The 15,525-nt window shown below is 36.7% G+C and carries 12 protein-coding genes and 3 rRNA genes; all 15 read right to left on the reverse strand.

The window, feature by feature from the left end; all coding sequences use genetic code 11:
* A complete protein-coding gene (rnmV, locus tag NSU06_RS10695) occupies positions 1–549 on the reverse strand; it encodes a ribonuclease M5 (protein WP_025987191.1) in 549 nt (182 codons plus the stop codon).
* Positions 550–697: 148 nt separating this feature from the next.
* Positions 698–1,468, reverse strand: coding sequence for a TatD family hydrolase (locus NSU06_RS10700; RefSeq protein WP_017176425.1), 771 nt, complete (start codon positions 1,466–1,468; stop codon positions 698–700).
* A 23-nt stretch (positions 1,469–1,491) separates the two neighbouring features.
* Complete coding sequence (metG, locus tag NSU06_RS10705) at positions 1,492–3,468, reverse strand: methionine--tRNA ligase (RefSeq protein ID WP_049415668.1); 1,977 nt, start codon at positions 3,466–3,468, stop codon at positions 1,492–1,494.
* A 238-nt stretch (positions 3,469–3,706) separates the two neighbouring features.
* Positions 3,707–4,549, reverse strand: a complete 843-nt coding sequence (gene rsmI, locus NSU06_RS10710) for a 16S rRNA (cytidine(1402)-2'-O)-methyltransferase (RefSeq protein WP_019835399.1) — start codon at positions 4,547–4,549, stop codon at positions 3,707–3,709.
* A gap of 1 nt (position 4,550) precedes the next feature.
* Entirely contained in the window at positions 4,551–4,799 is a 249-nt protein-coding gene (locus tag NSU06_RS10715) for a GIY-YIG nuclease family protein (RefSeq protein ID WP_017176428.1), read from the reverse strand.
* The gene (locus tag NSU06_RS10720; RefSeq protein ID WP_019835400.1) at positions 4,792–5,517 is read right to left on the reverse strand and encodes a tRNA1(Val) (adenine(37)-N6)-methyltransferase; all 726 of its coding nucleotides are present in this window, start codon (positions 5,515–5,517) and stop codon (positions 4,792–4,794) included. Before NSU06_RS10720 ends, NSU06_RS10715 begins: the two co-directional genes overlap by 8 nt.
* Positions 5,518–5,638: 121 nt before the next feature.
* Positions 5,639–6,031: a DNA replication initiation control protein YabA gene (gene yabA, locus NSU06_RS10725; protein WP_017176430.1), complete on the reverse strand. Its 393-nt coding sequence runs from the start codon at positions 6,029–6,031 to the stop codon at positions 5,639–5,641.
* 16 nt (positions 6,032–6,047) lie between these two features.
* A complete protein-coding gene (locus NSU06_RS10730; protein WP_017176431.1) occupies positions 6,048–6,851 on the reverse strand; it encodes a PSP1 domain-containing protein in 804 nt (267 codons plus the stop codon).
* Positions 6,852–7,778, reverse strand: a complete 927-nt coding sequence (locus NSU06_RS10735; RefSeq protein ID WP_049415669.1) for a DNA polymerase III subunit delta' C-terminal domain-containing protein — start codon at positions 7,776–7,778, stop codon at positions 6,852–6,854.
* A gap of 177 nt (positions 7,779–7,955) precedes the next feature.
* A complete protein-coding gene (locus NSU06_RS10740) occupies positions 7,956–8,285 on the reverse strand; it encodes a cyclic-di-AMP receptor (RefSeq protein ID WP_002455851.1) in 330 nt (109 codons plus the stop codon).
* Positions 8,286–8,312: 27 nt separating this feature from the next.
* Positions 8,313–8,930 (reverse strand): dTMP kinase, encoded by a 618-nt coding sequence (tmk, locus tag NSU06_RS10745; protein ID WP_049415672.1) that lies wholly within the window; start codon positions 8,928–8,930, stop codon positions 8,313–8,315.
* 1 nt (position 8,931) lies between these two features.
* Positions 8,932–10,269: an aminotransferase class V-fold PLP-dependent enzyme gene (locus NSU06_RS10750; RefSeq protein WP_049415674.1), complete on the reverse strand. Its 1,338-nt coding sequence runs from the start codon at positions 10,267–10,269 to the stop codon at positions 8,932–8,934.
* A 194-nt stretch (positions 10,270–10,463) separates the two neighbouring features.
* Positions 10,464–10,578, reverse strand: a 5S ribosomal RNA gene (gene rrf / locus NSU06_RS10755).
* Between the two features lie 67 nt (positions 10,579–10,645).
* Positions 10,646–13,567 (reverse strand): 23S ribosomal RNA (locus NSU06_RS10760).
* Between the two features lie 300 nt (positions 13,568–13,867).
* A 16S ribosomal RNA gene (locus tag NSU06_RS10765) occupies positions 13,868–15,418 on the reverse strand.
* The 16S, 23S and 5S rRNA genes sit together here, the layout of an rRNA operon.
* Positions 15,419–15,525 lie beyond the last annotated feature (107 nt).

Genomic DNA, 15,525 nt, shown 5'->3' on the forward strand with positions numbered 1-15,525 from the left:
TTAATTATTCTCCTTATCCATTGATAATGCACGTCGTACGTCTTCTTCAGTATAACCAAAAGCATTTAATTTTTTTAGTAATTGTTTGCCATTAGAATGTCCAATATGCAATTTACGTCCAAGTATCTCTCTCTTACGTCTCGCATCTTTACCAATAATTAAACCTAAATCAATTAATACACTTTTATCTATCGACTCCTCTCCTTCTTCAAAAGGAGAACTCACATGCATTAAGGCTTTCTTTATATCTTCAGGATGTGTATGTTCTATCCCAATTTTTCCACGCTTATTTTTCGCTTTTTCACGATCGACATAGGCATGTTTAACTCCTGGTACGTGTTCAGTAATAATATTTCTAATTCTATCACCTGGAAAGTCAGGATCAGTTAATACAATCACGCCTCTTGTTTCTTGAGCATTCTGAATCACTGCTAACGTTTCTCTATTAATGGCACTTCCATTTGTTTCAATCGTATCACATTCCACAGCTGTTTTAACTCGTTCTGTGTCATCTCTGCCTTCGACAACGATAAATTCATTTATTCTCATATTCATTTACCATTACCTTTCACTTAATCTCATTTCTATTATAACGGTTATACTATAAAAAATGAGAAAGATGCACATATTATCGTCATTCACTATTAGATAGCATTACGATAGATGATGTTTTACATCTTTCTCATACTGAGGATTATTAATTTAAGTTAAATAATCTTTCTGCATTTTCTGTAGTTTGACGACATACCTCTTCGTATGTCATATCACGTAAATCTGCAATTTGTTGTGCAACAAGCGTGACACGTTCAGGTTCATTACGTTTTCCTCTATAAGGATGTGGAGATAAATAAGGTGCATCTGTTTCAACTAATAAGCGATCCATTGGAACATGTTTAGCGACCTCTTTAGGTTGTTTTGCATTTTTGAATGTGACTGGTCCGCCTAATGACACATAGAAATTAAGTTTATTAATAATGACATCTGCAATTTCAGGTGATGCACTAAAACTATGCATAATGCCTCCAACTTCTTCTGCATGTTCTTCCATTAAAATATCTACACAATCTTGAGTTGCTTCACGATTATGAATGACAATAGGTAACTTAACGCGTTTAGCTAAAGCAATTTGCTTTCTAAACACTTCTTTTTGAACATCAGCTGGAGATTTATCCCAATGATAATCTAATCCCATTTCTCCAATACCGATAATTTTAGGATGCTGAGCTAATGATTCAATCCATTCTAAACGTTCTTCAGTAAAATCTATTGCATCTACAGGATGCCAACCGATAATACCATAAATAAAGTCATATTCATCAATCAGTTCCATAGTACGTTCAATTGTCTTAGTATCAAATCCCACGACAAACATACGGTCAACGCCTGCTTCTCTTGCACGAGATATCACTTCACTTAAATCTTCATCATATTGTTCGTCATTTAAATGAACATGTGTATCTATTAACATTTTATCTCTCCTAACGGCTATATTTATTTTATAATTGCACCATTTGGAATTGCACTCGGTAAGCTTACTAACGTTAATACTTTATCTTTTTCAGCTGATAATATCATACCTTCAGATTTGTGCCCCATTAATTTTGCTGGCTTTAGGTTAGTTACAACAGCCACTTTTTTGCCAATAATATCTTCTGAACGATAGAATTTCGCAATACCTGAAACAATCTGACGTTGTTCTGCTCCTAAATCAACTTGTATTTTTAATAATTTATCTGATTTCGGTACATTTTCTGCATCAATAACAGTTGCAGCTTTAATTTCAACTTTATCAAAATCTTTAATATCAATTTGCGATTTACTTGGTACTTCTTCTTTATCATCTTCACTAGATTTAGGTGGTTGCATTGATTTTTTAATAAATGCAATTTCATCCTCTGAATCTAATCTTGGGAAGATTGGAGAAGGTTTTTCAGTAACCATAATTGGTTCTTGTAATGCACCATAATGCTCTAAACTTGATAATTCGTATAAATCTGAATTATTAATATTCAATTGTTTGAAAATTTCTTTAGGCGCATGTGTTAAGAATGGGCGCAATAATACAGTCGCAAAACGAATATTTTCAACTAAGTGTGCCATTACATTTCCTAACATATCTTTTTGACTTTCATCTTTAGCTAAAACCCATGGAGTGGTTTCATCGATATATTTATTTGTTCGACTTATTAACTTCCAAACTGTAGATAATGCTACTGAGAATTGGAAACTTTCCATATTGTCATGGAAATTCTTCACAGTTTCAAGTGCTAATGCTTCCATATCTTCATCCAATTCATGTTTTGGTCCTTGGTATGCAGGGAGCTCTCCTTGGAAATATTTATTAATCATAGAAATCGTACGGTTAACTAAGTTACCTAAATCATTTGCTAAGTCGAAATTAGTACGTTCAACAAATGCCTCCGGAGTAAATACGCCGTCAGATCCGAATGGTAATTCACGCATTAAGTAATAGCGTGTAGCATCTAAGCCATAACGATCAATAAGAACATTAGGATCTACTACATTACCTTTAGATTTACTCATTTTTCCATCTTTCATTAAAATCCATCCGTGCGCGAATACTTTTTTCGGTAAAGGTAAATCAAGAGCCATAAGTAAGATAGGCCAAATAATAGAATGGAAACGAACAATTTCTTTTGCCATTAAATGTACATCTGCTGGCCAATATTTTTGGAATAATGAATCATCATCTGATAAATATCCAAGAGAAGAAATATAGTTTACTAAAGCATCAATCCATACATAAACTACATGTTTAGGGTTAGATGGAACTCTTACCCCCCAATCAAATGACGTACGTGAAACTGCTAAGTCTTCTAATCCTGGTTTAATAAAGTTATTAATCATTTCATTTTTTCTAGATGGAGGTTGAATAAAATCAGGATTAGCATCGTAAAATTCTAATAAACGATCTGTATATTTATTAATATTAAAGAAATAACTTTCTTCTTTAACTAATTCAACTTCATGTCCAGAATCTGGACTTTTACCACCTGCGATTTTACCATTTTCGTAAACAGGGTCTACAAGTTGAGATTCAGTATAATACGTTTCATCAGGGACAGAATACCATCCCTCATATTCACCAAGATAAATATCACCTTGTTTTAATAAACGTTCAAATACTTTTTCTACCACTTGTTTATGACGTTCTTCTGTAGTTCTAATAAAATCATCATTTGAGATTTCCAATTTAGCCCATAAACGTTTGATTCCAGCAATCATTTCATCTAAATACTCTAATTCTGTTTTTCCTGCTTTTTGCGCTTTTTCTTGGATTTTTTGACCATGTTCGTCTGTACCTGTAAGATAACGAACATCATATCCTTGCATACGTTTATATCGTGCAATTACATCACCAGCAACTGTAGAATATGCGTGACCGATATGCAGATTACCACTAGGATAATAAATAGGGGTTGTAATATAAAATGTTTCTTTCGCCATCAGTAGTCCTCCCTTTCGTTCATGTCTTAATGACTAGTTCACTTTAAATTTTATCTAAATTTTTAATTATTTTCTAATGAATATTTAATATAACGTTTGTGACGACACATCATCATAAAACATCTATCTTATTCATTATAACCCATATAGAATATACATTGTCGTATCTTATTAACATTATCATAAATTAATATTTTATGGTATTTTTCTATCACTATGATACAAGTTTTTATTAATTTTACGATTTAATATTATGATAAATATCATAAATCTCACTTGTTTTCATCTGTCGTTCTTCTGCGACTACTTTTATCGCTTTCTTAGGTTTTAAATTTTGAGTCTCAATATAATGATTAACATGATCTATAATCGTTACATCTTCAAACCATTGTTTTGTTTCTTGAGCTTTGGCCCCCTCAATTAAAATCACAAATTCTCCCTTTTGTGGAATCTCTTGATTTTCAATTGCTTCTAATAATTGTGATACTTCAAACATAACCACTTGTTCAAATTTTTTAGTAAGTTCACGACCTACTGCTACACGTCTTCTTGAATCTACTTTAATAATCGCTTTTAGTGTATCAATCACTCTAAATGGAGACTCATAAATGATTAAAGTACTATCTTGATACATTCGTTGAGATAAAATATTCACTTTTTCTTTTTCTTTTCGTGGCAAGAAGCCTAAAAAAGTATATGTAAATGAAGGTAAACCACTTGCCATTAGTGCAGTTAATCCTGCATTAGGTCCTGGAATGGTTTCTACAGCAATGTTATGTTTATGTGCTTCAACAACAAGTTCATATCCTGGATCGCTAATTAACGGCAACCCTGCATCTGATACAAGCGCAATATTATTTTCTTCTTTAAGTAATTGAATTAAATAATCTGTCTGTTGCTCTTTATTATGTTCATGATATGATTTTAATGGAGTAGTAATATCATAGTGGTTACATAACTTTTTAGTTACTCTCGTATCTTCACACGCAATGATATCTACCTGTTTTAACGTTTCGATTGCTCGAAATGTAATGTCACTTAAATTACCTATCGGTGTCCCTACTAAGTATAAAGTTGCCATATTATCCCTCCTCAATCAATTTTAGTTTTCTTTGTCTTGTAAATGTCTTAATTTCATATTCTCTACGTAAAGCTTCTGATTTTGTCTCGTACATTTCTTGATATACTAACACTACCGGACGTCTTATTTTTGTATATTTAGCACCTTTCCCAGCATTGTGTTTATTTATACGTGCCTCAATATTATTCGTATACCCTGTATATAAACTGTTATCACTGCAACGTACGATATATACAAAGTGACTACCCATAATAAACCTCTTTCATTTGCTCACTATATTCGCCATTTTCATTGTAAATATAAAATGGTGGTGCAATCTCTAGACCTTGATTACCATTTTTTCTTCCTTCAACAACAATAGTGACTGCTGATTTACCATGCTTACTATAAATAAATACAATACGTTTAGGTTCGATATTAGCTTGTCTCATTTCAGTTAATACATCCATAAGTCGTTCAGCACGATGAACCATAACTAGACGTCCACCCTGTTTTAATAAATGCCGTGCTGCAAACATGCAATCTTCTAAACTACACATAATTTCATGTCGTGCTATTTTATGTGCTTCTTTTTGGTGTTGATGAAGTTGATTACGTTTAAAGTAAGGCGGGTTACAGGTTATTAATGTAAACTGAGAGGGTTTAAACGTTTGATACACATCTTTTAAATCCATATTATGCATAGATAAACGCTCTTCTAATCGATTATATTTAAAGCTTCGTTGAGCCATGTCTGCCAACTGTTCTTGAATTTCAATACTTTCTATTTTTTGATGACTTTTTGCAGATAATAATAAAGCAATAACACCATTTCCGGCACACAAGTCTAGAATGCTATCATTTTTTCGTACTTTAGTAAAATGTGCTAATAAAAGTGCATCAGTAGAAAAAGAAAACACCTCATCATTTTGAATGATTTTTAAGTTCTCCTTAATTAAATCATCTAATCTTTCTTGTTCCTTCAACATATATGTTATCTCCTAAAAAAGAGATGTATCACAACACAAAATCTGAAATTTTATTGTGTTGAAATTCATCTCTCCTAAAAATTAAAATTATACCATCCATTTATCATTCTTTGTTATGGATTTAACTATTTAAAACATTCATGCATAATAAACAATCTTCACCATAACGATGTTTACCAAATAATTCGCCATTACAAATATGAAAACCTTCACTATACAAAACAGCTAAATTGTCTTTACTTGGTAAAGGTTTTTTTACATTTTTAATTGCACTTTTAAAGTCATTTTCATTTGATTTTTTATTATGTTGACTTTCACTATTGACTTTTGTTGATTCAACATCTTGTTCACTTTTAGCCATTAGCGCTTTTAAATTATCGTTTTCTACTTGTAACGTTACATTTTCTTCTATCAATTGAATAGCTAAAGATTTAAGTTCAGTCATCTCTTGAGTTAATACATTAACGTTACTTTCTAATTTTACAATTTTTTCGAATAAATCATTGCGATTCAAAAGAAAGACACTCTCCTTAATTAAATGTAGCTAATTCCTCCATTTTATATTCTAAAGGTTGCTCTAAACCATCAATCTTCACTTGCATCGAAATATCTAATATATTTAAACCTACAACTTGTCCAGTACCTTCCGGTGTATGAATTTCATCGCCTACATCTGGTAATTGTGCACGAGCTTCCTCATAATAATCATTTTCATATTTAAGACAACACATTAAACGTCCACATGCACCAGAAATTTTAGTTGGATTTAATGATAAATTTTGATCTTTTGCCATTTTGATAGATACCGGTTGAAAATCTCCTAAAAATGTTGAACAACATAATGAACGTCCACATGGCCCAATTCCACCTAGGAGTTTTGCTTCATCACGAACGCCAATTTGTCTAAGTTCAATACGTGTTCTTAAATTTTGAGCTAATACTTTCACTAACTTTCTAAAATCGATACGATCATCAGCAGTAAAATTAAAAATGACTTTCGATTTATCTAAAGTATACTCACAATTCACTAAGCGCATATCTAAGTCTTGATCTTTCACTAACTGTTTACATAAAATTAGTGCTTGCTCTGCATCTTCTTCATTTTGATTGTATTGTTGTATATCTTCTTCAGTTGCAATACGTAGAATATCTTTTAACGGTAATGTCACATCTTCATCATTTACACATTTTGAAGCTAACTTTACTATACCTATTTCAATGCCTCGTTTAGATTCGACTACAACCCAGTCTTCACTGTCTAATTTTAAATCATTCGGCGCATAATATTCCAATTTACCTGCTTTTTGAAATTGCACACCTACTACATTTGGCATTTAACTCACACCTTTAATTACGATTTGTTCAAATACGAGCATCGGATTCACATTCTGTATCAATTTTTTATGTGCTTCTGTAATTTGATCATACATTAATATCATTTGATTAAGTGTTAATCGTGTTGTGTATTCCTTAATTAGTGGTTTAAGATCAGTAAAAATGAAATTGTTCTCAATTCCGACTTTAGCATGCATCATATCTTCAAAAAAAGCATTGATAACAGACAAAGTAAGAAGTTGTAGTTTTCGATTTTTAGCATTTTTTAACACATCAATAACACCAATCAAGGCCATTGGTTTATTTGTTAATAATAATTCGCACCAATGAACGATTACTTTTCTTAATTCAATTAAATCATACTCTTCATTAAGGTCTTTGGCTACCTCAATTTGTGTCGTATATGAACTTAACATTTCAGCAATAGCCCGATTCATACCATTATCAACAAGTTTATCGATAAAATGCGATTTGTCACTCGGTTTAAAATACATATGTTGACATCTAGAGTGAATCGTATTTAATATTTGTTCTGGTTTAGTAGAAATTAAAATTGCAATAGTATTTTCTGGAGGTTCCTCTAAAAATTTTAAGATACTATTTTCACCTTGAACTGTTAACTTTTCAAAGTCTTCTATGATATAAACTTTATATGTACCTTCAATAGGTAATTGGTTCATTTGGCGTACAAGTTGTTCAATTTGTTCTTTTTTTATAGTAGATTCTTCAGAGGATATATATGTAAAATCAGGATGATTAAAATTACGCAATTTCAACTCACATTGTTCATTTCTATTACAAAGAATAAGTTGTGCAAATTCCATTGCTACATGTTTCATTGATTGTGCATCATCACCTTCAAATAAATAGGCATGTGATAATTTATTCGAATGAAACGCATTAGCTAATTTTTGTAATTCCTCCATATTTGCATACTCCCTATTCATAGTTCATTTTAAAATTATATCATTAAATTTTTCAGTCGCATTTATCATTTAGCAATTAATTATGATGTATATGATAAAGAGCCGATAACATAAAAAATATGTTTCAGGCTCTTTGAAAATTATCTTTTAAAACTTTATTTAATTGTTAAATTAAGCTTAGAATCTGTGGAATTTTTCTACTGGCATTACAAATACTGTAGCGCCTCCAACTTCAACTTCAACAGGATAAGGTATGTAAGAGTCTGCACTACCACCCATTGGCGTCATTGGTGAAACAAGTTGATCTCTATTACCACACGTATTATCAATGACGGTTAACGCTTCATCAACACGTTCATCATCTACACCACATAAGAATGTTGTATTTCCTGCTCTTAAGAAGCCACCAGTTGTTGCTAGTTTAGTAGCTCTAAAATTGTTTTTTACGAGTTGGTCTGAAAGTTCTTGACTATCTTGATCTTGAACGATCGCTATAATCATTTTCATTTTAATACACCTCTCCATATTATTATATCATAAGTTTTTTAAGTAACTTAAAATGATCTCATACGTATCACTTACGACACTTTCGATGTTTTGTGTAGCATCAATTACTTTAAAACGCTCAGGATTAGTTTTAATTAATGTTTTATATCCCTCAATTACTTTTTGATGAAAAGTTAGTGTTTCTTTATCTAATCGATTCTGACTTCTTTGATTTTTTAGTATTCGTTCTCTCCCCACTTCAGCATCAATATCAAGATAAATTGTTAAATCTGGATAAAGTCCATTAATTGCAAATTCATTTATTTTTTTAACTTCTTCTATACCTATACCCCGTGCATGCCCTTGATATGCTAAAGAACTGTCAATATATCGATCACATAAAACTACTTTATTATTTTTTAAAGCGGGTATCACTTTTTCAACCAAATGTTCTCTTCTAGATGCTGCAAATAACAATGCTTCTGTACGTATATCAATATTTTCACCATCTAGTAAGATATTACGTATTTCTTCCCCCGTAGATACCCCACCTGGTTCTCGAGTAGAAATAACATTATAATTTTCAGATAACAACTTATTAATCTGATTTAACACTGTAGTTTTCCCAGAACCTTCAGGCCCTTCAAATGTTATAAATGCAGCCATATTATTCATCCTTAACTAATATTTTATCATTTTTAATACCTTCAACACGTACACTATGTGAAAGATAATATTGCATCAATTTTATCATATTTTTAGTCACTTTTTCTCCTTTCCAAAACACAGGAATTCCAGGAGGATAAGGAACAATATGTTGAGCTAATACTTTATCTTGTGCTTTATTAATATTTATCCAATATGCATGATTAATATACTTTGATACATAAACACTTTTTTCTAGCGGCAATAAAACCGGCTCTAGCTTTTCTTTTGCTTTTTTAGGTAATTTTATAGTTTTTATTCTATGCAGTAATGTTTTGAAAGGATATCTATCATTAAAATGCCATAATGGTAAGACAATGAGTATTTGATAATCATCAGCTAATTCAATATAAATATGATTCTTTTCAAAATAACGTTGTACTTCTAAACCCGTATGCCCATTTGCTCGAACAATAAGCTTTAATGGATCCTCAACTTCAATAACTTCAAAATGCTGTTGTCTTAACGTTTCAATAAGTTGTTTTCTTTTTTCGAAAAAGAGACTACTGTCATAAGAATTATAAAATTGATGCGCTAGTTCAATGCTCGACATTACTAAATAAGATGGGCTAGAAGTTTGAAAAATACCTAAATATTTAATAACTTCATCTTTCAAAGGTGCATTTTTATGAATAAATAATACTGATCCCATAGTAAGTGTAGGCAAAGTTTTGTGATACGATTGAACAACATAGTCAGCTTCTGATTCTAAAGCTGATTTAGGAAAGTGTTTCAAATTAAAATGGGCACCATGAGCCTCATCAACTAAAACAGGTATATTGTAATCGTGAAATTGTTTAACACACTGTTTGATATCAAAGCATTCTCCATAATAATTTGGATAAGTAACGACAGCGAGTTTTTGATGTCGTAACATTTTAGTATCTATCAAAGGCGCTAAATACTGGTAACTTTTATCACTTCTGTACATAGGCAAAATATCTGCAGACTGTTGAGTTAAATCTAAAGCATTAAAAACTGATTTATGTACATTACGGCTAATTAGATAACGACCTTTTATATGAGTAAATGCTTGTATAACTGATAAAATGCCTGAAGTTGTACCATTAACTAAATAATAAGCATCATAATTAGGATGCTTATTCACACGATTCATACTTTCTAAAATAGTATTTTCTGGATGATGTAAATCATCTAGACCCGTGATTTCAGTCATATCCATTTTCAAAGATAATGCATCTAAATAACCGATAGTCATATTTTTATGTCCTGGAACATGTAATGAGATAGCATGATGATGAATTAAATCATCAAGTTTTTGAGTGATAGGTAATTTCAATTAAGTCTTCTCCTCATATATCTTTAAATATCTCCTATTTTAATAGATAATTTAAAAAAATAAAAGAAACGCTACAATTTCTGTTGTTTGATCTCTTCTCAATTCATTAGCTCCAAGCACTTTTTCTAAATTTCGACATAAAAAAAGAGACCTCACGGTCTCAATATCAGCTCATCGCATCCATACAATGATTTGCCTGGCAACGTCCTACTCTAGCGGAACGTCAGTCCAACTACCATCGGCGCTAAGGAGCTTAACTTCTGTGTTCGGCATGGGAACAGGTGTGACCTCCTTGCCATTGTCACCAGACAAATGAATGATTATACATTCAAAACTAGATAGTAAGTAAAGATTTGCGTCGCAAAACTTGAAAAAATTGATTAAGTCTTCGATCGATTAGTATTCGTCAGCTCCACGTGTCACCACGCTTCCACCTCGAACCTATTAACCTCATCATCTCTGAGGGATCTTATAACCGAAGTTGGGAAATCTCATCTTGAGGGGGGCTTCATGCTTAGATGCTTTCAGCACTTATCCCGTCCATACATAGCTACCCAGCTATGCCGTTGGCACGACAACTGGTACACCAGAGGTATGTCCATCCCGGTCCTCTCGTACTAAGGACAGCTCCTCTCAAATTTCCTACGCCCACGACGGATAGGGACCGAACTGTCTCACGACGTTCTGAACCCAGCTCGCGTACCGCTTTAATGGGCGAACAGCCCAACCCTTGGGACCGACTACAGCCCCAGGATGCGATGAGCCGACATCGAGGTGCCAAACCTCCCCGTCGATGTGAACTCTTGGGGGAGATAAGCCTGTTATCCCCGGGGTAGCTTTTATCCGTTGAGCGATGGCCCTTCCATGCGGAACCACCGGATCACTAAGTCCGTCTTTCGACCCTGCTCGACTTGTAGGTCTCGCAGTCAAGCTCCCTTATGCCTTTACACTCTATGAATGATTTCCAACCATTCTGAGGGAACCTTTGAGCGCCTCCGTTACCTTTTAGGAGGCGACCGCCCCAGTCAAACTGCCCGCCTGACACTGTCTCCCACCACGATAAGTGGTGCGGGTTAGAAAGCCAACACAGCTAGGGTAGTATCCCACCAACGCCTCCACGTAAGCTAGCGCTCACGTTTCAAAGGCTCCTACCTATCCTGTACAAGCTGTGCCGAATTTCAATATCAGGCTACAGTAAAGCTCCACGGGGTCTTTCCGTCCTGTCGCGGGTAACCTGCATCTTCACAGGTACTATGATTTCACCGAGTCTCTCGTTGAGACAGTGCCCAAATCGTTACGCCTTTCGTGCGGGTCGGAACTTACCCGACAAGGAATTTCGCTACCTTAGGACCGTTATAGTTACGGCCGCCGTTTACTGGGGCTTCGATTCGTAGCTTCGCAGAAGCTAACCACTCCTCTTAACCTTCCAGCACCGGGCAGGCGTCAGCCCCTATACATCACCTTACGGTTTAGCAGAGACCTGTGTTTTTGATAAACAGTCGCTTGGGCCTATTCACTGCGGCTCTTCTGGGCTTGCACCCTAAAGAGCACCCCTTCTCCCGAAGTTACGGGGTCATTTTGCCGAGTTCCTTAACGAGAGTTCGCTCGCTCACCTTAGAATTCTCATCTTGACTACCTGTGTCGGTTTGCGGTACGGGCACCTAATCTCTATCTAGAGGCTTTTCTCGGCAGTGTGAAATCAACGACTCGAGGAAACAATTTCCTCTCCCCATCACAGCTCAATCTTAAGAGTGCCGGATTTGCCTAACACTCAATCTCACTGCTTAGACGTACAATCCAATCGTACGCTTCGCCTATCCTACTGCGTCCCCCCATCGATTAAAACGATTATAGGTGGTACAGGAATATCAACCTGTTATCCATCGCCTACGCCTGTCGGCCTCAGCTTAGGACCCGACTAACCCAGAGCGGACGAGCCTTCCTCTGGAAACCTTAGTCAATCGGTGGACGGGATTCTCACCCGTCTTTCGCTACTCACACCGGCATTCTCACTTCTAAGCGCTCCACATGTCCTTGCGATCATGCTTCAACGCCCTTAGAACGCTCTCCTACCATTGTCCAAAGGACAATCCACAGCTTCGGTAATATGTTTAGCCCCGGTACATTTTCGGCGCAGTGTCACTCGACTAGTGAGCTATTACGCACTCTTTAAATGATGGCTGCTTCTAAGCCAACATCCTAGTTGTCTGGGCAACGCCACATCCTTTTCCACTTAACATATATTTTGGGACCTTAGCTGGTGGTCTGGGCTGTTTCCCTTTCGAACACGGACCTTATCACCCATGTTCTGACTCCCAAGTTAAATTAATTGGCATTCGGAGTTTGTCTGAATTCGGTAACCCGAGAGGGGCCCCTCGTCCAAACAGTGCTCTACCTCCAATAATCATCACTTGAGGCTAGCCCTAAAGCTATTTCGGAGAGAACCAGCTATCTCCAAGTTCGATTGGAATTTCTCCGCTACCCACAGTTCATCCGCTCACTTTTCAACGTAAGTCGGTTCGGTCCTCCATTCAGTGTTACCTGAACTTCAACCTGACCATGGGTAGATCACCTGGTTTCGGGTCTACGACCAAATACTATACGCCCTATTCAGACTCGCTTTCGCTACGGCTCCACATTTTCTGCTTAACCTTGCATCAGATCGTAACTCGCCGGTTCATTCTACAAAAGGCACGCCATCACCCATTAACGGGCTCTGACTACTTGTAAGCACACGGTTTCAAGTTCTCTTTCACTCCCCTTCCGGGGTACTTTTCACCTTTCCCTCACGGTACTGGTTCACTATCGGTCACTAGAGAGTATTTAGCCTTAGGAGATGGTCCTCCCAGATTCCGACGGAATTTCACGTGCTCCGTCGTACTCAGGATCCACTCAAGAGAGAATATATTTTCAACTACAGGATTATTACCTTCTTTGATTCAACTTTCCAGATGATTCGTTTAATATATTCCTTTGTAACTCCGTATAGAGTGTCCTACAACCCCAATAAGCAAGCTTATTGGTTTGGGCTCTTCCCGTTTCGCTCGCCGCTACTCAGGGAATCGAATTTTCTTTCTCTTCCTCCGGGTACTAAGATGTTTCAGTTCTCCGGGTCTGCCTTCTGACAAGCTATGAATTCACTTGTCGATAACACAACATAACTTGTGCTGGGTTCCCCCATTCGGAAATCTCTGGATCAACGCTTACTTACAGCTACCCAAAGCATATCGTCGTTAGTAACGTCCTTCATCGGCTTCTAGTGCCAAGGCATCCACCGTGCGCCCTTAATAACTTAATCTAATATAGTTATTAATCTGTGAGTGTTCTTTCGAACACTAGCGATTATTTTTTATGAATTCAAGCTTATTTAAAACTCTATTCACTCGGTTTTGCTTGGTAAAATCTATTTACTTACTTATCTAGTTTTCAATGTACAATGTCATTAATTAATAATCACATCTAAGTATTATAACAAAATATAATAGTAAATGCAATATTTAATTAAACATGAATGTTTTAACATAAACATTCAAAACTGAATACAATATGTCACGTTATTCCGTATCATCTCTACGAGATGTTCCGAATATATCCTTAGAAAGGAGGTGATCCAGCCGCACCTTCCGATACGGCTACCTTGTTACGACTTCACCCCAATCATTTGTCCCACCTTCGACGGCTAGCTCCAAATGGTTACTCCACCGGCTTCGGGTGTTACAAACTCTCGTGGTGTGACGGGCGGTGTGTACAAGACCCGGGAACGTATTCACCGTAGCATGCTGATCTACGATTACTAGCGATTCCAGCTTCATGTAGTCGAGTTGCAGACTACAATCCGAACTGAGAACAACTTTATGGGATTTGCTTGACCTCGCGGTTTCGCTGCCCTTTGTATTGTCCATTGTAGCACGTGTGTAGCCCAAATCATAAGGGGCATGATGATTTGACGTCATCCCCACCTTCCTCCGGTTTGTCACCGGCAGTCAACTTAGAGTGCCCAACTTAATGATGGCAACTAAGCTTAAGGGTTGCGCTCGTTGCGGGACTTAACCCAACATCTCACGACACGAGCTGACGACAACCATGCACCACCTGTCACTTTGTCCCCCGAAGGGGAAACTTCTATCTCTAGAAGGGTCAAAGGATGTCAAGATTTGGTAAGGTTCTTCGCGTTGCTTCGAATTAAACCACATGCTCCACCGCTTGTGCGGGTCCCCGTCAATTCCTTTGAGTTTCAACCTTGCGGTCGTACTCCCCAGGCGGAGTGCTTAATGCGTTAGCTGCAGCACTAAGGGGCGGAAACCCCCTAACACTTAGCACTCATCGTTTACGGCGTGGACTACCAGGGTATCTAATCCTGTTTGATCCCCACGCTTTCGCACATCAGCGTCAGTTACAGACCAGAAAGTCGCCTTCGCCACTGGTGTTCCTCCATATCTCTGCGCATTTCACCGCTACACATGGAATTCCACTTTCCTCTTCTGCACTCAAGTTTTCCAGTTTCCAATGACCCTCCACGGTTGAGCCGTGGGCTTTCACATCAGACTTAAAAAACCGCCTACGCGCGCTTTACGCCCAATAATTCCGGATAACGCTTGCCACCTACGTATTACCGCGGCTGCTGGCACGTAGTTAGCCGTGGCTTTCTGATTAGGTACCGTCAAGACGTGCACAGTTACTTACACGTTTGTTCTTCCCTAATAACAGAGTTTTACGATCCGAAGACCTTCATCACTCACGCGGCGTTGCTCCGTCAGGCTTTCGCCCATTGCGGAAGATTCCCTACTGCTGCCTCCCGTAGGAGTCTGGACCGTGTCTCAGTTCCAGTGTGGCCGATCACCCTCTCAGGTCGGCTACGTATCGTTGCCTTGGTAAGCCGTTACCTTACCAACTAGCTAATACGGCGCAGGTCCATCTATAAGTGATAGCAAAGCCATCTTTCACTATCGAACCATGCGGTTCGAAATATTATCCGGTATTAGCTCCGGTTTCCCGAAGTTATCCCAGTCTTATAGGTAGGTTACCTACGTGTTACTCACCCGTCCGCCGCTAACGTCAAAGGAGCAAGCTCCTCGTCTGTTCGCTCGACTTGCATGTATTAGGCACGCCGCCAGCGTTCATCCTGAGCCAGGATCAAACTCTCCATAAAAATTATGATGTTTGATTAGCTCATAATACTAAATAGTGTTTGTAACATTTAAGTTACTTTATTGGAATTAACGTTGACATATTGTCATTCAGTTTTCAATGTTCATT

The sequence above is a fragment of the Staphylococcus sp. FSL W8-1270 genome, assembly GCF_038007165.1.
In the GTDB taxonomy this organism is placed as follows: Bacteria; Bacillota; Bacilli; order Staphylococcales; family Staphylococcaceae; genus Staphylococcus; species Staphylococcus hominis.